23 protein-coding genes are annotated in these 21,760 nt (G+C 61.9%); 8 read left to right on the top strand and 15 right to left on the bottom strand.

The window, feature by feature from the left end; genetic code table 11:
- Positions 1 to 17 precede the first annotated feature (17 nt).
- Together ACQ66J_RS10560 and ACQ66J_RS10555 are read left to right on the top strand one after the other, a co-directional pair.
- Positions 18 to 458, top strand: coding sequence for a hypothetical protein (locus ACQ66J_RS10560; RefSeq protein ID WP_430432267.1), 441 nt, complete (start codon positions 18 to 20; stop codon positions 456 to 458).
- Positions 459 to 970: 512 nt separating this feature from the next.
- Positions 971 to 3,613 carry an Ig-like domain repeat protein gene (locus tag ACQ66J_RS10555; protein WP_430431599.1) on the top strand — a complete coding sequence of 881 codons (2,643 nt, stop codon included), beginning with the start codon at positions 971 to 973 and terminating at the stop codon, positions 3,611 to 3,613.
- 55 nt (positions 3,614 to 3,668) lie between these two features.
- Here ACQ66J_RS10555 and ACQ66J_RS10550 read toward each other — a convergent pair whose 3' ends face one another.
- From ACQ66J_RS10550 to ACQ66J_RS10525, 6 genes are all read right to left on the bottom strand, one after another.
- Positions 3,669 to 4,982, bottom strand: coding sequence for an ATP-binding protein (locus ACQ66J_RS10550; RefSeq protein ID WP_375549810.1), 1,314 nt, complete (start codon positions 4,980 to 4,982; stop codon positions 3,669 to 3,671).
- A gap of 5 nt (positions 4,983 to 4,987) precedes the next feature.
- Positions 4,988 to 5,698 (bottom strand): response regulator, encoded by a 711-nt coding sequence (locus tag ACQ66J_RS10545; RefSeq protein ID WP_430431598.1) that lies wholly within the window; start codon positions 5,696 to 5,698, stop codon positions 4,988 to 4,990.
- A gap of 63 nt (positions 5,699 to 5,761) precedes the next feature.
- Positions 5,762 to 6,064, bottom strand: a complete 303-nt coding sequence (locus tag ACQ66J_RS10540) for a hypothetical protein (RefSeq protein ID WP_160092200.1) — start codon at positions 6,062 to 6,064, stop codon at positions 5,762 to 5,764.
- 125 nt (positions 6,065 to 6,189) lie between these two features.
- The gene (locus tag ACQ66J_RS10535; protein WP_430431597.1) at positions 6,190 to 6,570 is read right to left on the bottom strand and encodes a hypothetical protein; all 381 of its coding nucleotides are present in this window, start codon (positions 6,568 to 6,570) and stop codon (positions 6,190 to 6,192) included.
- 146 nt (positions 6,571 to 6,716) lie between these two features.
- Entirely contained in the window at positions 6,717 to 6,848 is a 132-nt protein-coding gene (locus ACQ66J_RS10530) for a hypothetical protein (RefSeq protein WP_430431596.1), read from the bottom strand.
- A gap of 60 nt (positions 6,849 to 6,908) precedes the next feature.
- Complete coding sequence (locus ACQ66J_RS10525; protein WP_430431595.1) at positions 6,909 to 10,256, bottom strand: PAS domain-containing protein; 3,348 nt, start codon at positions 10,254 to 10,256, stop codon at positions 6,909 to 6,911.
- A 290-nt stretch (positions 10,257 to 10,546) separates the two neighbouring features.
- Between ACQ66J_RS10525 and ACQ66J_RS10520 the strand changes: the two genes are divergently transcribed.
- A complete protein-coding gene (locus ACQ66J_RS10520) occupies positions 10,547 to 11,551 on the top strand; it encodes a calcium/sodium antiporter (RefSeq protein WP_430431594.1) in 1,005 nt (334 codons plus the stop codon).
- Positions 11,552 to 11,847: 296 nt separating this feature from the next.
- Here the strand turns inward: ACQ66J_RS10520 and ACQ66J_RS10515 are convergent, their stop codons facing one another.
- The 4 genes from ACQ66J_RS10515 to ACQ66J_RS10500 all read right to left on the bottom strand — a co-directional run bounded on the left by ACQ66J_RS10515 (position 11,848) and on the right by ACQ66J_RS10500 (position 14,701).
- Complete coding sequence (locus tag ACQ66J_RS10515; protein ID WP_430431593.1) at positions 11,848 to 12,108, bottom strand: hypothetical protein; 261 nt, start codon at positions 12,106 to 12,108, stop codon at positions 11,848 to 11,850.
- A 181-nt stretch (positions 12,109 to 12,289) separates the two neighbouring features.
- Entirely contained in the window at positions 12,290 to 12,874 is a 585-nt protein-coding gene (gene pth, locus ACQ66J_RS10510) for an aminoacyl-tRNA hydrolase (protein WP_430431592.1), read from the bottom strand.
- Between the two features lie 85 nt (positions 12,875 to 12,959).
- On the bottom strand, positions 12,960 to 13,595 hold the full coding sequence (locus tag ACQ66J_RS10505) for a 50S ribosomal protein L25/general stress protein Ctc (RefSeq protein WP_430431591.1): 636 nt from the start codon (positions 13,593 to 13,595) through the stop codon (positions 12,960 to 12,962).
- Between the two features lie 173 nt (positions 13,596 to 13,768).
- Positions 13,769 to 14,701 carry a ribose-phosphate pyrophosphokinase gene (locus tag ACQ66J_RS10500; RefSeq protein ID WP_375549818.1) on the bottom strand — a complete coding sequence of 311 codons (933 nt, stop codon included), beginning with the start codon at positions 14,699 to 14,701 and terminating at the stop codon, positions 13,769 to 13,771.
- Positions 14,702 to 14,916: 215 nt separating this feature from the next.
- On the opposite strand from ACQ66J_RS10500, the gene ACQ66J_RS10495 reads away from it, so the two are divergent.
- Together ACQ66J_RS10495 and ACQ66J_RS10490 are read left to right on the top strand one after the other, a co-directional pair.
- The gene (locus ACQ66J_RS10495; RefSeq protein WP_430431590.1) at positions 14,917 to 16,089 is read left to right on the top strand and encodes a sensor histidine kinase; all 1,173 of its coding nucleotides are present in this window, start codon (positions 14,917 to 14,919) and stop codon (positions 16,087 to 16,089) included.
- The gene (locus tag ACQ66J_RS10490) at positions 16,070 to 16,456 is read left to right on the top strand and encodes a response regulator (RefSeq protein WP_375549820.1); all 387 of its coding nucleotides are present in this window, start codon (positions 16,070 to 16,072) and stop codon (positions 16,454 to 16,456) included. Before ACQ66J_RS10495 ends, ACQ66J_RS10490 begins: the two co-directional genes overlap by 20 nt.
- Here the strand turns inward: ACQ66J_RS10490 and ACQ66J_RS10485 are convergent.
- Together ACQ66J_RS10485 and lgt are read right to left on the bottom strand one after the other, a co-directional pair.
- Positions 16,453 to 17,583, bottom strand: a complete 1,131-nt coding sequence (locus ACQ66J_RS10485) for a class I SAM-dependent methyltransferase (protein WP_430431589.1) — start codon at positions 17,581 to 17,583, stop codon at positions 16,453 to 16,455. The genes ACQ66J_RS10490 and ACQ66J_RS10485 overlap by 4 nt on opposite strands.
- 22 nt (positions 17,584 to 17,605) lie before the next feature.
- Positions 17,606 to 18,487 carry a prolipoprotein diacylglyceryl transferase gene (gene lgt / locus ACQ66J_RS10480; protein ID WP_375549822.1) on the bottom strand — a complete coding sequence of 294 codons (882 nt, stop codon included), beginning with the start codon at positions 18,485 to 18,487 and terminating at the stop codon, positions 17,606 to 17,608.
- 95 nt (positions 18,488 to 18,582) lie between these two features.
- Between lgt and ACQ66J_RS10475 the strand changes: the two genes are divergently transcribed.
- From ACQ66J_RS10475 to proC, 3 genes are all read left to right on the top strand, one after another.
- Positions 18,583 to 18,921 carry an accessory factor UbiK family protein gene (locus ACQ66J_RS10475; RefSeq protein WP_337954532.1) on the top strand — a complete coding sequence of 113 codons (339 nt, stop codon included), beginning with the start codon at positions 18,583 to 18,585 and terminating at the stop codon, positions 18,919 to 18,921.
- 115 nt (positions 18,922 to 19,036) lie between these two features.
- Complete coding sequence (locus tag ACQ66J_RS10470) at positions 19,037 to 19,534, top strand: YbjN domain-containing protein (protein WP_107711418.1); 498 nt, start codon at positions 19,037 to 19,039, stop codon at positions 19,532 to 19,534.
- A gap of 18 nt (positions 19,535 to 19,552) precedes the next feature.
- The gene (proC, locus tag ACQ66J_RS10465) at positions 19,553 to 20,401 is read left to right on the top strand and encodes a pyrroline-5-carboxylate reductase (protein WP_375549823.1); all 849 of its coding nucleotides are present in this window, start codon (positions 19,553 to 19,555) and stop codon (positions 20,399 to 20,401) included.
- 2 nt (positions 20,402 to 20,403) lie between these two features.
- On the opposite strand, the gene ACQ66J_RS10460 is transcribed toward proC, so the two are convergent.
- The 3 genes from ACQ66J_RS10460 to ACQ66J_RS10450 all read right to left on the bottom strand — a co-directional run bounded on the left by ACQ66J_RS10460 (position 20,404) and on the right by ACQ66J_RS10450 (position 21,751).
- Positions 20,404 to 20,790, bottom strand: a complete 387-nt coding sequence (locus ACQ66J_RS10460) for a hypothetical protein (protein ID WP_430431588.1) — start codon at positions 20,788 to 20,790, stop codon at positions 20,404 to 20,406.
- Between the two features lie 123 nt (positions 20,791 to 20,913).
- Positions 20,914 to 21,357: a hypothetical protein gene (locus ACQ66J_RS10455; RefSeq protein WP_430431587.1), complete on the bottom strand. Its 444-nt coding sequence runs from the start codon at positions 21,355 to 21,357 to the stop codon at positions 20,914 to 20,916.
- A gap of 67 nt (positions 21,358 to 21,424) precedes the next feature.
- A complete protein-coding gene (locus tag ACQ66J_RS10450) occupies positions 21,425 to 21,751 on the bottom strand; it encodes a hypothetical protein (RefSeq protein WP_430431586.1) in 327 nt (108 codons plus the stop codon).
- Between the last annotated feature and the right edge of the window lie 9 nt (positions 21,752 to 21,760).

Raw genomic sequence — 21,760 nt, 5'->3', positions numbered from 1 at the left:
GGGACCTCCCGCCGCGTTTGGCGCTCCATTCTGATGGAGGCCCCGGCTCAGGGCCGGGGATTCAAGTGGAGGTGGAGGGGGACAGCGACGCCGCCGAGATCACGCCCGCGCAATGGGCGGCGATGGCGCGGGGGTTGAAACAGCGCGCCCTGCGCCTGACTGAAGCCGGGCGGTTGCGCCAGGCCGAGCAGGCGCTGCGGCTGGCCGAACGCTACGAGCGGATGCAGAGCTGCGCCGCGCCGGCGCCCGAGGCGGCGGAGGAGGACGGCGCGCGCTATTATGACGAGCTGGACGCCCGGCTCGACCGCCTCGCCGCCCATCTGCGCCAGCAGGCCGGGCTGAAGCCGGACGCAGAGTTCAGCCCCGCGCACCGCGCCGCACTGGGCCTCCCGCCCCGGCCGGAAGACGGGGCGGGTGAGGCGGGGCACGACTGCCAGACAGGGAGGGGCAGACGCTGAGGAATAATCTTAATACTTTCTAAACATTGGTTTTCAGGACCGGGTTTCCCGCTATAGTGCGCGTCAGATCAGGGTGCGCAATCTGGAGGGGAAGTATGCTGCATTCATCCATCAAGGCCGGGCTTTGCGCCGTGTTCGCAAGCGCTGCGGCGCTGACGGGATCGGCGCTGGCGCAAGACAGCGGTGACGCTACAGCCGGCCAGGCGCGGCTTGAGATGCTGGACACGCTCGCCGCCCGCGCCGCTCTGGTTCGGGACTCTTCACCAGTTGCGCCGTACGGGCTGCAGGCCCTGACGGCTGAAGCGCTGCATCCCTACCGGCTGGCCCTCGCCCGGTGCGCAGATGCGCAGACGGAGGGCTGCGCGGACCTTCTGAAGACGCTGGACAGGCTGGCGCTTGAATGGAGCGTCGCACTGGACCAGCACGCTGCGCCCGTCCCTTCCGTCCGCGCGGCCGCAGGGCCGCCGGTCTCTGCTCCAAGGGCTGACACCACAGGCCCGGTGGTCAATTCCATGTCGATCAGCCCCGGCGAGATAAATATGGATACGGGAGAGACCAGCTTTGAGGTGACTTATGATGTCGCCGATCCGGAGTCAGGGCTCCAACACTTGTCCATGCAGCTCGTGCAAGTGGACTGGCAGGCGCGGCAGCCGACGATCCAGTCGTCAGGCGTCAGCTTTAATCAGGCCAAGACCGGACAGGGCACAGTCACGATCACAGCCAATGAATTCGCCTGGGACCATGACTATGAACTTCGCATAAGCCTGTGGGACGCGGCCGGCAATTATTCCTACATCTACAGACGGCCGCCTATGACCGGTCGGTCCACGGTGCGAGTCCGCAATTCCAACGAGGATCGCGACGCCCCTGTGATCCACACGCTGAGCGCCGAGTCCGACACAGTGACTCTGAGAGGCCAAAACGACCAGATTCATTTCCGCTATGATATCCAGGACGTAGGGCCCTCTGGGCTGAAACGCATGCAGATCCGGCTTGTCCGGCAAGATGGAGGCTCGGCAACCCCCATCCAGGATCAGGGCATCTATTTCAACGGCGCGCCGACCGCTCAGGGCGTGTATAGCCTGAACATTCCCGCCGATACGCCGCCCGGCGATTACCAGCCTGTGGTCTATCTCGACGACGTAGCTTGGAACTGGGGGTATTTCGGCGTCAATGAACCGTTCGAACAAGAGACGCTGACAATAATCAATCCCGACGGGGATACGTTCGCGCCACGGATCAATCGCCTCAGCCTGTCTCCCGACCAGCTTGATGTGACCACGGACCGCGTATACGTCCGAATTGAGTATGACCTGAGCGATGCTGGCGGATCGGGCCTGGACAGCCTGGTCGTGCGCCTGCGGCACGAGGATCATTCCCTCACCGGCGCACAACGCATGACGCCGGACATCCCCTTGAACGGCGCCAACCATGCGACAGGCGTAACCTTTCTCACCATGCCGCAGGGCTTCACCACCGGCGCGTATGAGGTGGAGGTCACTCTGAATGACAAGGCCGGCAATTTCACCGGGTTTTTCGACACCGGCATGTCCAGCCCCCAAATTATCAGGATCAATAAGAGTGAACTGCGCACCTTCGGCCCGTTCGACTGGGTCAATGACACCACGGCGCAGAGCTCAGACATTTTTCGTCTAACCGGCCTAGCGGAAGGACCTCCCCGCAGCATCACGGTGTGGCTGAGAGGACAGGCCGGTTCATCATCCAATGTCGACGAGACATCGTGCACGCTTGATATCCGCCCCGAACGTCATTCCGGCGCAGAGTATCTGATCACGACGGGCGACCTGGCAGATTGCGGCGCATTTGGACGTGCCAGCTTGCGTTTTGAAGTCATACCTCGGATCGCAGACTTAACCCGTGTGCAGGCGTTACGCCGTTTCCGCCTAAGCCCTTCAGGCATGCTGACGGATGTCAGTTCAGACCGGAGCCCTCTGAGGAATCGAGCGACACGTACGAACGAGGTCATCGGCCCGTTTGAATGGACAGAATCGAGCTCCAGCCAGCGTCAACATCATTTTATTCTGACGAGCCTAGCTGGAAACAGCCTGCCTGAGTCATTTCGCGTGTCCATAGACAACGCCTCTGAACCGGGCTTTGAAGGGACGCTTGATGATTGCAGTCTGCCCGTAAATCCGGACAATCGGGTAGGCAGTCAATACTGGATTACGCCTGAAGACCTCGCCCAATGCGGCGAGTTCGGACGCGCTGATATCAGCTTTGAAATCAGTGACGTCTATGCAATTCAATCGAGGCCGTTATTCATCCGACGCTTGGTGGTCACGCCGCAAGGCGCGGTCAGCGATTTTTCCTTCGATCATGCCGACAGCACGCCGTATCCACCGACCCCCACCCAAAACGGTGAAGCTGAAATCATTATGGGACCGTTTGAGTGGACAGGTGACGCCAGCGCCCCCACCCAGAATATTTTCCGCATAGCAGGCCTTGAGGGCGCTCCGCACCGGATCGATGTGGCTCTGAACAACGCTAGCTCTTCTGGTTTCTCAGGTACTTTCGATGATTGTTCTTTGACCATTAATCCTGCTCGTTCAGGTGCCTACGACTATCTGATATGGCAGGAGGACCTCGCCGCTTGCGGTGCATTCGGAAGAGCCGATCTGCGATTTCGCATATCAGCGAACGAATCCCAAATGTCCGATGGAATACGGATGCGCCGCTTTGCGTTGGGCGCTAATGGCGACCTCACAGATTTCGGTTTCGACCATGATCCAACCTCAGCTATAGAGCCCGTCGCGCTTCAGTCTGGTCAGGCTCGTGTGGACTTCGGCACATTTGAATGGACTGGAGACAGCTCAGTCGGAACGCAAAACGTTTTCAGAATTTCCGGGCTGTCCGGCGCGCCCACAACCATCCAAGTGGCGCTCGAGAACGCCGCCGGACACGGTTTCACCGGTCAGTTCAGTGACTGCACGCTGACCCCCCTTCCAGAACGCGGCACTGAAAACGATTACGTCATCTTGGCGAACGACCTGAGAGATTGTGGAGCCTTTATTCGTGCGGATGCGCGCTTCCGCATCATCGCCAGTCAAGATCAGTTCGCTGACAGAGTGCAAATGCGGCGCTTCGCCGTCACACGGACGGGCGGGCTGACTGATTTCGGCTTCGACAATCAGTAAACCGGCAGACGGCGCTCTTTCTTGACTGAGGTCTTGGAAGAGCGCCCGTCCGCGCCTAGGCCGGCAGGCTGACCCGCGCGCGCAGACCGCCCAGAGGCGAATCTTCAAGGCGCAGCTCGCCGCCATGGGCGCGCAGGGTGTCGCGGGCGATGGCGAGGCCGAGGCCCACCCCCTTTCGATTGGCGTTGCGGCTTTCATCCAGGCGCGAGAAGGGTTTGAACGCCTCCTCACGCTGATCGCCGGGAATGCCGGGGCCATCATCGTCAATCAGGATTTCAATGCGCGAGCCATTGCGCCGGGCGCTAAGGCGCACGGTCTGGGCATGGGCGGCGGCGTTCGACACCAGATTGGCGAGGGCGCGCTTGAGCGCGCTTTCGCGCGCCGAAGCGGTCAGCCCGTCCTCCAGCTCCAGCTCCAGATCCACGCCTTCGCGCGCCGCGTCGTCGGCGAGGGTTTCGCACAGGGCGGTGAGGTCGAGCGCATCCGCCTCCTCCCCCGCCTGGCCGCGGGCGAAGGCGAGATATTCCTCAAGCGCCGCCTCCATGTCCGCGAGATCGCGGCGGGCGGCGTCGCGTTCTTCGCTGGCGGGCATCAAGGCGAGCTGTAGCCGCAAGCGGGTCAAGGGCGTGCGCAGATCATGGCTGACGCCGGCGAGCAATTGCGTACGCTGCTCGATATGGCGTTTCAGCCGGCCGCGCATATCGAGGAAGGCGGCGCTGGCGCGGCGCACTTCGCGGGCGCCGGCGGGTTTGAACCGCTCCACATCCTGGCCGCGCCCAAAGGCTTCGGCGGCTTCGGCGAGCTGGCGGATGGGTTTGACCTGATTGCGGATGAACAAGATGGCGACGATCAGCAACAGCCCCGTGGCGATAAACAGCCAGATCAGGAAGATATGCCCGGTGGTGGCGAACACCCGGTCGCGCACGGCGATAAAGCGCAACACGCCGCCATCCACCTGCACCCGGATGTCGACGTAGGAGGGATAGCGGGTGGTGTCGAACCAGAAGGCGTGATCGAGCTCCGCCCCCAGCGCGCTTCTCAGCGTGCGGTCGAGGGCGCGGAAAAACGCCGTGCGGCGCGTGGTGGGCAAGGTGTCGCCCTCGCGGTACTCGACGCTGAGATCGGTGGTGGCGAAGGCGAGATTGGCCAGCGCGTCAAACTGTTCGGGGCCGTCGCGCTCATACAGCCGGACCACCAGCGCCACCTCGCCGGCGACGCTTTCACTCAGGCGCGCCGTGGTGGTCTGCCAATGCTGCTCAAAGAACGCCCAAGTCACCGCCCCTTGCATCAGCGCGACGGGCAGCACGATGATCAGGAGCGAGCGCTCAAACAGACCTTTGGGCAGATAGGGTTTGAGGGAAAAGCGCATCGGGCCTAGGGCTCGGCGCCGTCATAGACCGGATCGGCGACCAGCTTGTAGCCCGAGCCGCGCACGGTCTGGATATAGAGCGGGGATTTGGGATCGGTCTCGATCTTGCGCCGCAGACGGGTGATCTGCACGTCCACCGCCCGCTCCCCGGCGCCATTGGCGGCCTGTTCAGACAGGGCCTGGCGCGACACCGCCTCGCCATTGGACCGGGCGAGCGCGGCCAACAGCGCCGTCTCCCCGCCGGTCAGGCGCACCGAGGCGCCGTCCTGGCTCAACTGCCCCGCTTCGATCTCGAACCGCCACGGGCCGAACGCCACCGCCGACGGCCCGCGCATCTGCGGCAGGGCGCGGCGCAGGATCGCCTGCACGCGCAGCACCAGCTCTTCAGGCTCAAACGGTTTGGCGAGGTAATCGTCCGCCCCCAGGCTGAGCCCCTTGATACGGTCTTCGGGCTCGCCGCGCGCGGTCAGCAGCAAGATCGGCGTGGCGTCGCTGCGGCGCACGGTCTCGGTGACTTCAAACCCGTCCGCGCCGGGCATCATCACATCCAGAATGATCAGGTCAAAGCGCATCTGCGCCAGCAAAGACAAGGCCTTCGCCCCATCGCGCGCCGCGGTGACGCGCAAGCCGCGCGCGCGCAGGAACTTCGTCAGAAGATCGCGAATGCGGTCATCATCATCGACAACCAGAATATGGGCGGGGCGCATGTCCGTCATAGGGGCGAGACTGCCCAAATCCGTCACGATTGACCAGTTGCGTTTCTGCGCCTGAAACGCCCGCTAATGCTTCTTGAACGGAGAGCTGAGCGCGGTGCCCACGATCGCCACCAGAATACGCGCCACCATGGTGAAGAACAGCAAGAGGATCGCGCCCTCTTCAATCAACAGGTCGAGCCAGACCTTGTAGCGAACCGGAATGCCGGGACGCACGACCATCGCTTCGACTTCCTTGGCGCGCTGCACCAGCCAGTCGAGCCCCTCGGGCCATAGAATGCCCATGGCGATCAGCATGATGTAGGACAGGACGAATGACAGAAAAATCGTGAATGTCGCATTGGTTGCGCGCGCGAAGATCAGCCCCATTTCGGCCTCCCTCAAATCCGTAGCGTCCACCTCCCCACGGGCGACGCGAGACGACCCTAGCATTGCTTGTGGCCAGGACGCAGCTTTAATTAAGAGGGCTTTAACCTCGCCCAGCGGCGACGGCCCTATTGAATGCGGGTGATGCGAGCTGGTGCGCCCTGCGCCGTCCAGTATCGGCTGTCATAACTTTGGCCGATCTCAAGATCGCGCCAGGGCGTGCACACTTCATATTCGGGCGCTCGGGGACCCGCAGCTGCGATCAGCATGCACAAGGTGCGGCCGTCAAACTGCCAACGCCCCGTTCGCGGCCTGTCGTCCTGATACACGCCGCCGGGTTGAAACCGGGCCGTATAATTGTCTCGCTCCGTCCGAACCTCATAGACGCGCCCTTCCGGCCCCGTCATCTGCGCCTGAGCCGGGCTGCATGCGAGTATCAGACATGCCAGAACCAGCGCCCCGACGCACGCGTGGCCGCTCTGTCTGATCATCCTGTACAACAGTGTCATCCCTCTTCCCCCATGGGCGCTATGAAACGCCACACACGCCGCGGGGGCAAGGGCTTAGCTCGAATTCGCGTCGCGGTGGTCGGAAACGGGCTTCGCTACGTCACCGGAACTTCAAAGAATTCCAGGCCGGAAATTGGAATAAAAAATCAGGCGATGAATACGATGGCGGCAATAGCCAAAACAAGCGCCGACCCCGCCAAGGATGCGTACAGAACTTTTTCCTGCCAACCCTTTCGCACAGCTTGGCGTGCTTCGTTCTTTTCAAGACTCTCCGTCATATCATCTCCTTTATGATCTTCGATACACTTCACATAGTGTGAAACGACCACGTCTCAAGTTCAGGAAGAGGAATCGGCCAAGCTGGTCGCCTGTGACAGAGGACGGCCCTTCAACCCATTCAGCGCTTCCACCAGCGCCTGCATCTCCACAGGCTTTGTGAAATATCCGTCCACTTCCAGCGCCCCGACACGCGTGAGCGTCTCCAGAGTGGCGTCTGCGCTGATCACATAGACGGGAACCCCGGACGCCCCCGCCTCGCCTGCGCGAATGCGCCGGATGGCCTCTTCTCCGCCCATGCCGGGCATGTGCAAATCCATCAGAACGGCGTCAAACCGTTCCGCCTGCAACAAATCAAGCGCTTCGCGTCCGCTGGCGGCGACGACGGGATGGCAGCCGCCCTGGCGCACCATTTCGGCCGTCACATCAAGATTGACCGGCTGGTCATCCACCACCAGCACACGCATGTGCGTGTCATCATCAGCGCCATCAGGACGGATCAAACGGTCAGACGCCATCGTCTCGACCGGAGCGTCATCCGCGCTGGCCGGCGGAGCCGGTATCTCAAACCAGAAGCACGCCCCCTCGCCGACACGGGAATCCACCCCGATGCGTCCGTCCATCAGCTCCACCAGCTCGCGCGCGATGGCCAACCCCAGGCCGGACCCTTCATGGCTGCGGCTGTGGGACATGTCGGCTTGCTCGAAACGACCAAAAACGCGGCTCTGTACGGTCTCGCTCAGCCCCGGGCCGGTATCTCGCACCTCCACGCGCAAGACGTCGTCTTCAAACCGCATCGCCGCCACATGAACCGTGCCGGCCTCTGTAAATTTCACGGCGTTGCTCAAAAGATTGCTGAGCACCTGCCGCAAGCGATTGGCGTCAATCATCGAGATGCCGGACAGCTCCGGCGCCAGGTTCACGGTCAAGGCCAGAGCTTTGCGCGCCGCTTCGGGCGTGTGCGCCTGACAGGTTTCAGAAATAATGTCTGACGGGCGGCTTGGACGCTTGACCAGATTGAGCTTGCCGGCCTCGATCTTGGACAGATCCAGGATGTCCTCGATGATCGACAGCAGCGCCCGGCCTGACGTGCGGATGGTCTGCACGAACTCTTTTTGCCGCTCGGTCAGATCGGTCAGCGCCAGCAATTGCGCGATCCCCAGCACCCCGTTCAGAGGCGTTCGGATTTCATGGCTCATATTGGCGAGGAACAGGGATTTGGCGTCGCTCGCCGCCTCGGCGCGCGCCAGGGCGCTTTTCAGCGTGTCCTCCGCCGCCTTTTGCTGAGAGAGATCCTCGACAATGCCGACAATACGCGAGGGGGCTCCGTCTTCGTCGCGATCCGTGACCCGGATATGCACCTTGATCCACACCACCGCGCCTGACGGGGTGATCACCCGGTGCTCCATGACCAGCTGGTCGGCGGCCTCGGTCAGCAGGCTGTCAAAGAGTCTATGGGCCAGCTCCACATCATCGGGATGCGCCAGACTGAACAGCTCTTCGGGATCCCTCAGCCCGTCTGCAAGCGCAGGCGCGCCCACGATAGACGCCAGCGTCTCATCCACACGCACCATGTTTTGGGGCACATCCAGCTCCCAGACGCCCAGGCCCGCCACGCGCAAGGCCATCTGCGCCCGCACCCCCGCCTCACGCGCGCGTTGCTCGATGCGTCGGCGCTCGGTGATGTCGCGCAAGGTGCCGGACATGCGCTCGGGACGCCCCTCGCTGTCGCAGACCACTTCGCCGGCGCCTTCAATCCACACATAGCCGCCGTCGGCCCGGCGCAATCGGAACACCAGATTCTGTTTGTGAGGGCCCTCTCCGCTCTCATCCAGATCAGGCTCCCGCATAACACGCTGCACGTCGGACAGATCATCTGGATGCACGGCTTGGAGGAAATCGGTCATCCGCCGCGTGGCGCTGGGTTGCGGATGGCCCAGCATCTCGTAATAGCCCGGCGAGGCGAAAACCTGGTCCGCCTTGAAGTCAATGTCGAAGACCGCCTGGTCGGACCTCGTGATCGCAAGCTCATAGAGGCGGCGCAATTCGTTGGCTTCGTCTTCCGCCTTGCGCAAGGGGGTATGATCGGCGGCGATTCCCGTCATTTCGCGGGGCCTGCCCTCTTCGTCCCGGCGAATGACGGCGCCGTCCACCTGCAGCCACACCACCTCTCCGTCCGTCCGGATAATGCGATGCGACACGCTCAGGCGTCCGCTGGGCGTATCGAGCGCCGAGGCGATGTCGGACACCAATCTGTCGCGGTCCTCAGGCACCGTCAGAGACAACATTTCAGACAGTGAAAAGGACTTGCCGCCCAGTTCAGACCGCCCAATCAGCGCTGCAAACCGGGCGTCCAGATGGATCGCTTCCTCATCAACGGAATACAACCAGCGTCCCATATTCGCGCTGGAGATCGCCACCTCCGCGGTCAACCGGGCCTTCAGCGCATTGTCCTCTGCATCCGCCAGATCGCTGACATCGACCATGGTGCCGACCATGCGCCGAAGCACGCCATCTCGGTCCTGTTCCGCCTGGCCGTGACAATTGACCGTGATCCAGACGCCGTCCGCGCGCCGCAAGCGGACGCGCAGCTGGAACGGTTCGCCGCTGATCATATGACTGCGGAGCGTTTCGCGGTATCGCGGCAAATCCTCAGGATGGACGAAATCTGCACCGAGCCTGGAGGCCGGCGGCTCATATCCGGGAGGAAAGCCGAGAATCGCCTTCAGCCGGGGCGACCAGTACTGCGTCTGATCGTCCGCATTCCATTCCCAGACCCCCGCGCCCGTCCCCCGGATTGCGAGCGCGTAGCGGCTCTCTGAGTGCTCGAGCTTCTGCTGGACGCTCCGGGCGGCGTCTTCGAACCGGCGCGCCTTGATGAACGCGCCCATCGTATTGGTCAGCGTCTTCAGGAAATCGGGGAAGTCTGGATCATATCCGCCATTTCGATTGGCGACGCCGGCCACGCCCAGCAAGGCGTCACCGCTCATCATCGGCAGGCCGAGAAAAGAGGTCATGGGCGGATGGCCATCTGGCAGCCGGACGTCCAGGGTCTCGCCCGGCGCGGCGTTGGCGATCACCGCCTGACTGTCTTTCAGAACCGAGGCGAACAACAAATCAGTGTTGGTGAACTCCATGACGCCGGAGGCGCCATAGCGCTCGCGGGAGGCCTCATCCCAGCTGATATCGGTCATCGCCCAGGTGCGCAGCCAGGGATTCACCCCGTCGCCCGCGCCGACGACCTCGCCGACAAAGCCGTATTCGGAGTCCGTGATGTCGAGCAGAATATCCAGCAAGCGTTGGAAAAAGGCGTGCGCGTCCTCATCGCCGCCGATATAGATCGCCTGGACTTCGGAGATGGCTTCCAGAAGACGGCGGCTCTTGGATTCAGATGTGGTGTCGTCCGCCATGAACGAACTCCCCGCTTGGGTAATATCCATACAAGCGATCATCGCTGACCGGTGTCAATGACTGGTGAACTTCGAGCGGGGAGTCTTCCTCTCAACGCTGCGGCGCGCTATATGCGCGGGTGAACGTGCGCATCGCGCAAACCCGACTCATCAGAAGGACCGGTTTCATGGCAGCTCTTGTCGCCCTTGGCCTCGCTTTCGGCATTTTTGCGATCCTCAACCTGATCGACAACAAGCGCCTGGATTAAGGTCGCCGGCGGGAGCAGATCCCGTCCGCGCCGGATACATCCATGCCTGATATATTCCTGTTCAGCCTGATGGTGCTTGGCGGCATCGTCGTCCTTTTGACGGGCGGCGACATTCTGGTGCGCGGCGCAACTTCGCTCGCCAGCAAGATGGGTGTGCCGCCGCTTCTGGTGGGGCTGACCATCGTCGCATTCGGCACCAGCGCCCCTGAAATGATGGTTAGCGCCGCCGCCGCCGTGGAAGGCGCGCCCGGCCTCGCCATCGGCAATATTGTCGGCTCCAATATCGCCAATGTCCTGTTGGTGCTCGGGCTGCCGGCGATCCTGGCGCCGATCGCCTCCACCACAACCGGGGTTCGACGCAACGCCCTGATCGCCCTCGCCTTCACCGCGCTGTTCATCGCCTTGTGCTGGGATGGCGGGCTAGGCCTGGTGGATGGCGCGATCCTGTCTGCGGGCATCATCGGATATATCGGGTTTCTGGCCCTGACCGCGAGAACCCATCGCGATGACCCCATGATCGCCGAGCTCACCGACATCGACCAGATGGAGGGACTGCCCCGCAAAGCCCCGATGGTGGCGCTGTTCCTGCTGGGCGGCCTGGTCATGCTGCCTGTGGGGGCAAAGCTGATCGTGGACGGCGGCGTCGGCATCGCCGAGCTCTTTAATGTGTCAGACGCCGTCATCGGCCTGACCATTCTGGCGTTCGGCACGTCCTTGCCGGAACTGGCCACTGCTTTCGTCGCCGCCATGCGCAAACAAGGCGGCATGGCGATCGGCAATGTAGTCGGCTCCAACATCTTCAATATCTGCGCCGTCGGCGGCATCACCGGGATTGCAGCCGGGGCAGTGACGGGCGCCCCCGCGCCTGTGGAGGCGGAATTCCTCCAGCTCGATTTCTGGGTGATGACGGCTGCGGCGCTGGCCATTGTGGCCTACGCCGTTCTGCGCCGTCCGATCGGGCGCGTATCCGGCGTCGCCTTGACGCTGGCTTATGTCGGTTATCTTGCGGTCCTGCTGCTCTTGAACCCGCCCAGCCTGCCCGTCTAGGCGGGCCTGCCAAAAAAATGACCGGCTGCACGAAGCAGCCGGCCAGATGGGAAGGTTCGTCCGCCTTGCGGCGGGTGCTCGGGGAGGAGCAGGTTCACTCTCATCGCGCGCTGTGACCTCTTAAGGGCTGCAACAAGGAAAGCTCGGGGCGGCATTAAGGCCGCCTCGCCGCAAGCCTGACAGGGCGTTCATCTGGATATCCCAAGTCAGCACCGAAACGACACAGGGCCGGTTGCGATGGCAACCGGCCCTGGCCGTGCACGCTGGGGAACGTGCGAGGGTGTGAAGCGTCGTGTTTACTGGTGGTCGCCGTGATCGTCCGTCGGCAGGGTTGCGGACCAGGCGTCAAACTCGCCCTGGTCCAGGCCGCCATCGGCGTTGACGTCATAGGCGGCGAACTCGCCTTCGGTCAGCTCCGGCGCAACAGCTTGCGCTTCGGACACGGTCACCACGCCGTCACCATCGGTGTCGACATCGTCAAACATCGGGGCTTGGGCGAATGCGGTCCCCGCGAACGCGGCGGCGGCGATCGTCGAAATCAGAACTTGGCGTTTCATCAGTCTCTCTCCTTGCTCTAGAGCCAGACTCTGACGCGGCGTCTGAGGGTCGCCCCGTCGTCTGGCAGGATCGAAGATGAGGGTCGCTTGTGTCGGCAGAGGGTCGAAAGCGTGCTCTTCTGGAGAAGATTTGACGGCGTATTCCCGTCCGCAAACAGGCGGAATTGTGAACGTCTGTTCATCAAGGCGCAGGCGCGAGATGGGTCACCTTGGTCTGGAAGGCGTCGTCATTGTCTTCCACAATCAATGGGAAAGACCGGGCGATCGCGTCCAGAAGCGGGCCAAGCCAAACCCCTTCCGCCTTTGAGAAATCGCCCAGCACCCAGTGGGTCACCTGGTTCTTGTCGCCGGGATGGCCGATGCCGATGCGCCCGCGTTTGAACTCGCCCCGGATATGCGCCTTGGTCGACCGCAGGCCGTTATTGCCGGCATGACCGCCGCCGGTCTTGAGGCGAAACTTGCCCGGCGCCAGATCCAGCTCGTCATGGAAGACCAGGATGTTCTCAGGCTCGATCTTGTAAAACCGCGCCGCCTCGGCCACCGCACGCCCCGCTTCGTTGTAATAGGTCTCAGGCTTGAGCAGGAGCACCTTGCGCGGGCCTTTGGCGGTCTCCACCATCCCTTCGGCGGTCTGACCCTGAAAACGCTTCTTCCACGGCCCCAGCCGCCAATCCTCGGCGATGGCGTCCAGCGCCATGAAGCCGACATTGTGACGGTTGCCGGCGTATTGGCCGCCCGGATTGCCCAGGCCCACGATCAAATGCATGGCGCGCTCCACAAATGAAAAAGGCGGCCGGGACAGAATGTCCGCCAGCCGCCTTTTAAGTCCGTTTCCGGCGAAAGGAAGAGGATTACGCCTCGCCGCCCTCGGCCTCAGCCTCGGTGTCTTCGCCTTCAGCCTCAGCCTCGTCGCTGTCACGTGCAGCGCGCGAGTTCTGGATGGTGGCGATGGTGAAGTCACGATCGGTGATCGCCGGCTTCACGCCTTCCGGCAGGGTCACTGCGGAGATGTGAATGGAATCGCCGATGTCATAGCCAGACAGGTCCACGTCGATCTGATCGGGGATCGAGCCCGCCGGCACGTTCACTTCCACAGCGTGACGCACCACATTGAGGATGCCGCCGCGCTTCAGGCCCGGAGACTTCTCTTCATTGTGGTACTGAACGGCCACTTCGACGGTGATGACGGTGGTTTCGTCAACACGCTGGAAGTCGATGTGCACCGGCTCGTCGCGCACCGGGTGGAATTGCACGTCGCGCGTCAGCACGGTCTGCTTTTCACCCTTGTGATCAATGGTGATCATCGAGGCCAGGAAGGACCCCGAATTGATCGCCTTGACCACTTCGTTGTTTTTCAGCGCGATCGCGACGGGACCTTTGTCACCGCCATAGAGAACGCCCGGCACAAGGCCGTTGCGGCGGGTCTCACGCGAGCCGCCAGTACCCGTGCGCTCGCGCACTTCGACGGAGAGAACAATATCGCTCATGATCCGGTCCCATACGAAATCGGTTTAAACGCAAGCGCCGCCGGTTTTGGCGGCGCGCGCTTCGTTCAGCCATCAGTGACTGAGTAAGAACTTTCGAGCCGCGGCGTATAGCGGATGCTTGCGTTGAGCGCAAGCGATCCGCTGACTCTTCGCCGCGGCGCGAGGCGAAAAGGTTAGTCAAAGAGCTTGGAAACGGACTCATCATTGGCGATCCGGCGGATCGCCTCGCCCAGAAGCGGCGCCACGGACAGCGAGCGGATATTCTTGCCCGCCTTGACCTTGGCGGTCACGTCGATGGAATCGGTCACCACCAGCTCCTTGAGAACCGAGTTGGAGATGCGCTCCACCGCCTTGCCCGACAAGACGCCGTGCGTGATGTAGGCGGAGACTTCCTTGGCGCCTTTCTCTTTCAGCGCCGCAGCGGCGTTGCACAGCGTGCCGCCCGAATCGATGATGTCGTCAAAGATGATGCAGCGGCGGCCTTCGACATCGCCGATAATGTTCATCACTTCAGACTCGCCCGCCTTGGGCCGGCGCTTGTCGACAATGGCGATGTCGGCGCCCAGACGCCCGGCCAGCGAGCGCGCGCGCACCACCCCGCCCACATCAGGCGAGACGATCAGCAGATCTTCCACATCGTAATGCTGGCGAATGTCGTCCTCGATCACCGGGGTGGCGAAGAGATTGTCGGTGGGAATATCGAAAAAGCCCTGGATCTGACCGGCATGCAAATCAATGGTCAGAACCCGGTGAGCGCCCGCTTCAGCGACCAGATTGGCCACCAGCTTGGCGGTGATCGGGGTGCGGCCGCCGGTTTTGCGATCCTGCCGGGCATAGCCGAAATAGGGGATGACGGCGGTGATCCGGTTGGCGCTGGCGCGCGCCAGCGCGTCCATGCAGATCAACAGCTCCATCAAATGGTCGTTGGCCGGCTCGGAAGTGGGCTGGATGATGAAGACATCCTGGCCGCGCATATTCTCGTCAATACGCACGAACAATTCGCCGTCGGCGAAGCGCTCGATCTCCACGTCCGACAGAGGGGCGTCAAGATAATCTGCAATGGCTTTCGCCAAGGGTCGGTTGGCGTTGCCGCACATCAGTTTCATGATCTGCCCTCTCCGGTGTTCTGGGTCGCGGCGCTCATAGCAGGATAAGTGCGCGCGGCAAAGCGGCGGGGCGCCCTGTCTGCTGCCATGGCTGTCGAGACGTAAACGGACGAAATTCCCCTGTCAGGCGCATCACTCGCCTTTTACTGGAACATTGTCTTAAGGGGACTAGCTGAAGGCTTTGAGTTCAAGCGCACTGACGTCTAGAGGGCTTTATGCAATCACTTCACGGATTCATGCCGCACGGGATGTGTTATCTGTGGCGTCTGGACATTCTGATCATGCACGTTCTGGCGGATGTGCTGATCGGCCTCTCCTATCTGTCCATACCCGTCGTGATCTGGTGGATCTCGGTCAAACGGCCTGACATCCTGTTCCGGCCAATCGCGTATCTGTTCATTCTTTTCATCATTTTCTGCGGCGTCACGCATTTGTTCTCGATCTACACGGTCTGGACGCCGGCCTATTTCATCGAAGGGGGGCTCAAACTCGCCACCGCCGTGGTTTCGGTGGCCACCGCTGTCGTCCTCTGGCCGCTCCTGCCCAAAGCGCTGGCCATGCCCAGCAGCGAGCAATTGGCGCAGAGCAATAAAAGCCTTCAGGACGAGGTGAAGCTGCGCACGGGCGCCGAACGCCAGCTCACACAACTGACCAATTCGCTGGAACGTCAGGTGCAACGGCGCACCTCCGAGCTGGAGCGCTCTAACGGCACCTTGCGAGATTTCGCGGCCGGGGCCTCACACGATCTCAAGGCGCCCGCACGACAGATTTCGCTGCTGGCCGACCTCGCCCAGCGCGAGCTCGGCGGCGCCGCCAGCCCTAAAGCGTTGGGCTATCTGCATGATGTGAAATCCAAATCGCGCGATATGCTGATGCTGATCGATACGCTGCTCAGCTATTCAGACCTGGTGGAAACCAAGGCGGAGTCGAGCGCGACCGCACTCAAACCCCTGCTTGAAACCTTGCTGCGTGAATACTATCCCGACGCGCCGATCACGCTGAACGTCACGGGCGACCCGACCGTTCAAGGCGATGAGACCTTGCTGGCGCACCTGTTTCGCAATCTGGTCGACAACGCCGTCAAATATGCTGACACGCCCAAGATCGTCCTCACCCTAGACAGCCATGAAACCGCGAACGGGCTTGTGGTCCGTTTCGCCGACAACGGCCCCGGCATTCCCGCCAATCAGGCCGAAGGCGCTTTCAAGATGATGCAGCGCTATCGTAGCGACGTGCCCGGGTCAGGCGTGGGGCTGGCCTTTTGCGCCCGGATCATGGAGGCTCATGACGGCAAGATCATAGTCGACCCCGACTATGATGACGGGGCGCGGTTCATTCTCAGTTTCCCACCGTTTGAGGAGTTTGCAGATGACAAGCCTGATCATTGAAGACAGCCAGATCGACGCGACCTTGATCACGGATGCGCTGACGGCGCAGGGATTTGGCGACCTTCAGGTCTTCGAGCGCGCCGAAGATGCGATCAAGTTTATCCGCACCCAGCCAGGCCGCCCCGATTTCTGTCTGGTGGACAGCCGCCTGCCCGGCATGTCCGGCGCCGACTTCATTCGCCTTGTGAAGGCCTGTGAGAAGATGGCGGGCGTGCCGTGCATCAGCCTGTCCACCTCTAATCTCAAGGACGAAATCCGCATCGCGCTCGCAGCGGGCGCCGACGGCTATTTCGTCAAACCCTCTGACATCGACGAATACGAGCGCGTGATCGCCCGCATCATCGAGGCGCATCTGACGCCGAACTAGCGCGTAAACGGCGCGATCCCCGGCGCGGGCGGCAGACCGTGCGAGCTGAACGCCGCCAGTTTGAACAGCGCGCCCATATCCTCAGGCGAGACGAGGCGATGCATCTGGCGCTTGAGCCGGGCCTGGCCCGCCGCGTCCACCGATTTCGCCAGAACCGCCGCGCGTTGCTCGATCCCCAGCTCGGTCAGGAACGCTCCTTGAGTCATGGGGCCGTACGCGGTCAGCCCCGCATCGAGCCCCAGCCGCAACAACCGGTCAAAATCCACCCAGGCCGTTAGATCCGCCGTGCCAGGCATATCGAGCGGGTCCACCTTTTGATGAGCGCGGATAGCCTGCAGCGTGTCGCCGGTCTCCGGCTGTGACGAGCCGTAATCCACAAACAAGGCGTAGCCCGGATCGCGTTTGAAGCGGCCCGCCAATTGCTCCATCTGCTGCTGGTCGCCGGGGCGCAGCTCCACCAACGCGCCGTCTTCCGCCTGGCGCAGGGCCGGAGCGATATAGCCCACATCCGCCTCGCTCAGCACCGGTCCGAGCCCGAAACCGAAGCGGTCCTCGTCTTCGGGATGCAAGGTCACCACGCGTTCGCGCCACTGGCCCTGATGCCGGATCGCCTGGCGGATCGGCAGGCAATCGAGAAACTCATTGCCGATCACCACGGCGGGCCCGGAGGGCGCTTTTTCGAACGCTTTCGCCCAGTGGATCGGAACCTGTGCGTTCGCCAGCGTCTGGCCCTGCACCATTTTCAGCGCCGGCGAGGCTTCGACCAGAGTCACATGCACCGCGTCCAGAAAGCCCGGCGCCGCGCGGCCCGCGCGCAGCATGTCGCTCATCATGCGGCCCGTGCCCGGCCCCAGCTCGATCAGCTCGAACCGCGACGGCGCGCCCATCTGCATCCAGCACTCCGCCGCCCACAGGCCCAGCAATTCGCCGAACATCTGGCTGATCTCGGGCGCGGTGATGAAGTCGTTCGCGGCGCCCAGCGGGTCCTTTGTGGCGTAAAAGCCCGCCATGGGATGAAACAGCGCCTCCGCCATGTAGGCGGCGACCGACAGCGAGCCTTCTGAACGGATGCGCTCAATCAGGCGCTCTGAGATCATCTGCGCGGGGCGAAAGTCATCATCGCTCATGACAGGGCGTCCTCGTATCGGGTCAGGCTTTGCGCGCGCCCACAGCCGGGTTCCGGCGCGCCCGCCAGATCAGATAGGCGCCGACGGCGATCATGGGAATACACAGCACCATGCCCATGGTCACATAGCCCTGCAGCGCGTCGGGCATTTGCTGGTCCGGTTCACGAAACACCTCGACGAAAGCGCGGAACACGCCATACCCCGCCAGGAAGGCGCCGGTCAGAAGGCCCGGACGGCTAAGCGCCCTGAAACGGTAGATCAGCACCGTCAGAATGACGAACAACACCACGCCCTCAAGCGCGGCTTCATAAAGCTGGCTGGGATGGCGCAGCTGGCAGGTCGGGTCGGCGGAGAAGCGCATGGCCCAGGGCAGGTCTGGCGCCGGACGCCCCCACAGCTCGCCATTGATGAAATTGGCCAGCCGCCCGAAGAACAATCCGATGGGCGTCGCCGCGGCCACGGCGTCCGACACCCGCAGCAAGGGCGCTTTGTAAGCGCGCGCGGTGAACACCATCGCCAGCGTCACCCCCAACAGCCCGCCATGAAAACTCATGCCGCCATCGGTGATGCCGGTGACCACGCGCAGCGGCTCCTCCCAGATCATCGAGGTGTTGTAGAAGAGCACATAGCCCAGCCGCCCGCCGCCAATGATGCCGATCATGATCCATAGCACCAGATCATCCACAAAGGCGCGGCTGTACGGCGCGGTCTGGGTTTTGGGCGTCAGCCCCCAGAGCCGCCCCTGGGACACCAGCCGCAACACCCAGTACAGGCCGATGAACAGCCCGGCGATATAGGCGAGCGCGTACCAGCGGATCGGAAACGGGCCGAGACCGGCGATTTCGGGAATCGAGAATAATACCGGGTCGATCAGGTCGAAGCTGGCGGGGCATGCGCCTATCATGGACGGCTCCAGAAAAATAATTCGGTCGTAAAGACCGATTGTTAACTGTTAGACGGCGCGACTCCGCATTGCCTAGCGGGGCCGCGGACGCCTATATGGGTCTTCATAGCAGAGCACACGGTGATGTCATGCAGTCCCGCAACCCAATGTTCGCAGATCTGGCCGATCTGATGACCGACGCATTCAGCGCAGCGCAAGCCGCAGGCGATGAAGCGCGCGCGGTGTTCCGCGCCCAGGCCGAACGCATGGCGTCCGAACTTGATCTTGTCAGCCGCGACGAGTTTGAAGCTCTGCGGGCCGAAGCGGACGCCAGCGCCGCCCGGCTTCAATCGCTGGAGGCCCGTCTGGCGGACCTGGAAGCCCAATCGGCGAAAAAGCCGAGCCGGGCGAAACCGGCCGCCAAGACATCCACAGCAAAAAAATCCGCTGAATAAACCACTTACAATTTCCCTAACGCTGAGCGCTTGCACCCCGGGGATCGGGGCGCATACCGTTCCACATGGGCGACAAACTGAGTCGCCGGGCGCAGCGAGGGGCTAGAGGACCATCATGGATCTCACCACCCAGGAAACCATCATCGCGATGGATCCGCTGGAAAGCATTGAACAAGCCGTCCTGACGGCGCAATACGCCTATGAGCGCGATGATCTGGAACTGCATATGGCGGTGCCGGGGTCCTGGCGCGACCATCAGGTCTGGTTCGCCTATCGACCGGATCTGGATGTAATTCACGTCTTTTCCGCGCTCGACCTCAAGGCGCCTGACAGCCGTTACAAGGATGTCTGCGAGCTGGTGGCGCGCCTGAACGAGCGCCTCTGGATCGGTCATTTCGAGATCTGGCATGAAGACGGCTCCGTCGTCTTTCGCCATGCGCTGACCCTGCCGGAAGCGGAAAACGTCTCCGTCGCGCAAGGGGCCACGCTGATCGAAGCAGCGAAAGAAGCGGGTGAAAGGCTGTATCCGGCGTTCCACTATCTGCTCTGGAGCGGTAAGACTCCGCTCGAAGCCGTGGCCGCCGCCATGTTCGACACGGCCGGAGAGGCCTAAAAGGACCCGAACGCACTTATGTCAGACATTGAGGGCCGGATCGGCCTGCTGGGCGCGGGCCGAATGGGCTCCGCACTGGCACAGGGCTGGCTGCGCAAAGCGCGCGGCGGCATTAGCGCCGACGACATTATTCTGATCGACCCCCGGCCCGGCGTCGGCGCTCAGACGCTGATCGAGACGCGCGGCGTGGCGCAGGCGGACGCCCTGACGCCCGAGCTGGCGCGCACGCTCGGCACGCTGGTGGTGGCGATCAAGCCCGACCAGGTGCGCCCGGTGCTCAGCGCTCTCAATGACGACCTGCCGCTGGACGCGCTGGTGATCTCGATCTGTGCGGGCGTTCCGCTACGCACCTTGTCGAAAGCCCTGCCGGACCGTCCCATCGTGCGCGCCATGGCCAATACGCCCGCCGCCATCGGCGAAGGCATGAGCGTGTGCGTGGCCAATCCGATCGCCGACACCAAAGCGTTTGAAAAACGCGTGGAAAGACTGCTCAAGCCCGCCGGGCTGGTGGAGTGGATTTCCGATGAGCGGCTGATGGATGCGGTGACGGCGGTCTCGGGCTCGGGACCCGCCTATGTGTTCTTGTTCACCGAAGCGTTGGCCGCAGCGGCGGAAGCGGAAGGTCTGCCGCGTGCGCTCGCCCTCACCCTCGCCAAGCAGACCGTCGCCGGCGCTGGCGCCTTGATGAAGGCGGGCCAGGGCGAACCGGATGAGCTGCGCCGCGCTGTGACCAGTCCCGGCGGCGCCACCCAGGCCGGCCTTGACGCTTTGATGAACGGAGGCGGTTTGCCCGGGCTTGTGCGCAATGCGGTCTCCGCCGCCGAACGTCGGGGCCGCAAAATGGGCAGCCAGAGCGCGGGCGACTAGGCTCAGGCCTGCCTTGCCGGACGCAATGCCCAACCGCGAAACCGGTCCCCACTTTCGCTGAAAAGGCTTTGAGTGCGGCCCCGCCCGTCCGAGGTCAGATTGCCATTGCCGTCATAGCCGAGCGAGACGCCGGTGACCGAGGTGTACGGGTTCAGCCCATTGCTGGCGTAGTTATCAGTCGCCGAGAAAGACGGCCGCCAGACCAGATCCTCGCCCGCCAGCGTGCTGACAAGGGTTTCAGACAAGATCTGTCCCACGCCGTTCGACGTGAAGTCAGAGGCGATTTCCGCCCCCGCGCCGTTACACGCCGCAGCCGCCGCGCCGCTCAGATTGATGTCATGACAGCGGATATCCCCGCGCGGAATAGCCAAAGAGCGCGGCGGCGCCATTGGCGCAACTCACGCTCTGCCGGTGGGACTGGCCGTCATAGGCGATGGTCGCCGGCTGTATAAGAGTTCAAACATACGAAGTTCAGTAAACTACGATTGTAGAATTCACTTTGAATTTAAATATCAAATTTCACTAATAGAAACCAATACGGTAATGTCATACCCAGCAATGTCGTACGAATTCAAACCACACCGAGCCCTTGCCTGAATAATTTCAGAGTTTCGACTAATAACACTACCGCCTAATTCGTCAATATTATACTCAATTAATTCTAACTCCGCTACACTAAATTCTTCCTTAATAATTCCAAATTTATGTATATTGTATATGCACTGACTTTCATAGTTTGACTGCATAGAATTACTACCATTTTCACAGGATGTAATAAAAATCAAAACTACAACCAAAACAACTAACTTAGACATTTTGTAATCCGGCGACAAGCTGGGGACGCGACCACGAATAACTTCTCGCGGAATACCTACAAATGGCGTCACGCGATACACTAAGGTTTGTCCAATCCCTGCATCCAATCTGACACGTACTCTGAAATTATTATAATTCATATTATCGATCCATACACTTCCAGGCGTTTCAAAACCGACGTTGTGTGTCTGACGAGTAGTGCCGACTCTACTCATCGCCGATTACCCTCGTCACTGAGATGTCTATTCTTACTACGGTATCTGGTAAGAATTGATCTTTTAAAAAAGTTTCGATGCCTTGGCGTTCCAGCATTTCAGCAGCCTCATCAACATTTCGAATAACCGTCCTTCCGAAAGCTGCTGCAGCTCGGGGATCAATTGGATCCCCATAACGCCGAACAGTAATCTTTACTCCTGAAGCGTCGGCAGGCATCGGGAAGTCAAGCTCACGGCTGGTAACTGAAAGGGGTACGCCTTCCATCACAGGGAGAGGGCGGGCCGAGTTGCCCTGCTCTCTCCGGCCCATGGAGCGCATATCTATGCT

The sequence above is a fragment of the Oceanicaulis sp. genome (assembly GCF_965284345.1).
Taxonomy (GTDB): domain Bacteria; phylum Pseudomonadota; class Alphaproteobacteria; order Caulobacterales; family Maricaulaceae; genus Oceanicaulis; species Oceanicaulis alexandrii_A.
The sequence above is the reverse complement of the archived record's forward strand: the minus strand, read 5'-3'. Positions and strand labels throughout refer to the sequence as shown.

Bases quoted from the DNA above. Each gene is read 5' to 3' on its own strand.
- ACQ66J_RS10520 (WP_430431594.1), top strand. From the start codon at position 10,547: ATGCCTGATATATTCCTGTTCAGCCTGATGGTGCTTGGCGGCATCGTC.
- ACQ66J_RS10530 (WP_430431596.1), bottom strand. From the start codon at position 6,848: ATGACGGAGAGTCTTGAAAAGAACGAAGCACGCCAAGCTGTGCGAAAG.
- ACQ66J_RS10495 (WP_430431590.1), top strand. From the start codon at position 14,917: ATGCAATCACTTCACGGATTCATGCCGCACGGGATGTGTTATCTGTGG.
- ACQ66J_RS10555 (WP_430431599.1), top strand. From the start codon at position 971: ATGTCGATCAGCCCCGGCGAGATAAATATGGATACGGGAGAGACCAGC.
- ACQ66J_RS10470 (WP_107711418.1), top strand. From the start codon at position 19,037: ATGGATCTCACCACCCAGGAAACCATCATCGCGATGGATCCGCTGGAA.
- ACQ66J_RS10475 (WP_337954532.1), top strand. From the start codon at position 18,583: ATGGGTCTTCATAGCAGAGCACACGGTGATGTCATGCAGTCCCGCAAC.
- ACQ66J_RS10550 (WP_375549810.1), bottom strand. From the start codon at position 4,982: ATGCGCTTTTCCCTCAAACCCTATCTGCCCAAAGGTCTGTTTGAGCGC.
- ACQ66J_RS10505 (WP_430431591.1), bottom strand. From the start codon at position 13,595: ATGAGCGATATTGTTCTCTCCGTCGAAGTGCGCGAGCGCACGGGTACT.
- ACQ66J_RS10500 (WP_375549818.1), bottom strand. From the start codon at position 14,701: ATGAAACTGATGTGCGGCAACGCCAACCGACCCTTGGCGAAAGCCATT.
- ACQ66J_RS10535 (WP_430431597.1), bottom strand. From the start codon at position 6,570: ATGACACTGTTGTACAGGATGATCAGACAGAGCGGCCACGCGTGCGTC.
- ACQ66J_RS10460 (WP_430431588.1), bottom strand. From the start codon at position 20,790: ATGGCGCCGCCGCGCTCTTTGGCTATTCCGCGCGGGGATATCCGCTGT.
- ACQ66J_RS10515 (WP_430431593.1), bottom strand. From the start codon at position 12,108: ATGAAACGCCAAGTTCTGATTTCGACGATCGCCGCCGCCGCGTTCGCG.
- pth (WP_430431592.1), bottom strand. From the start codon at position 12,874: ATGCATTTGATCGTGGGCCTGGGCAATCCGGGCGGCCAATACGCCGGC.
- proC (WP_375549823.1), top strand. From the start codon at position 19,553: ATGTCAGACATTGAGGGCCGGATCGGCCTGCTGGGCGCGGGCCGAATG.
- ACQ66J_RS10545 (WP_430431598.1), bottom strand. From the start codon at position 5,698: ATGACGGACATGCGCCCCGCCCATATTCTGGTTGTCGATGATGATGAC.
- lgt (WP_375549822.1), bottom strand. From the start codon at position 18,487: ATGATAGGCGCATGCCCCGCCAGCTTCGACCTGATCGACCCGGTATTA.
- ACQ66J_RS10490 (WP_375549820.1), top strand. From the start codon at position 16,070: ATGACAAGCCTGATCATTGAAGACAGCCAGATCGACGCGACCTTGATC.
- ACQ66J_RS10450 (WP_430431586.1), bottom strand. From the start codon at position 21,751: ATGCGCTCCATGGGCCGGAGAGAGCAGGGCAACTCGGCCCGCCCTCTC.
- ACQ66J_RS10525 (WP_430431595.1), bottom strand. From the start codon at position 10,256: ATGGCGGACGACACCACATCTGAATCCAAGAGCCGCCGTCTTCTGGAA.
- ACQ66J_RS10485 (WP_430431589.1), bottom strand. From the start codon at position 17,583: ATGAGCGATGATGACTTTCGCCCCGCGCAGATGATCTCAGAGCGCCTG.
- ACQ66J_RS10540 (WP_160092200.1), bottom strand. From the start codon at position 6,064: ATGGGGCTGATCTTCGCGCGCGCAACCAATGCGACATTCACGATTTTT.
- ACQ66J_RS10455 (WP_430431587.1), bottom strand. From the start codon at position 21,357: ATGAATTATAATAATTTCAGAGTACGTGTCAGATTGGATGCAGGGATT.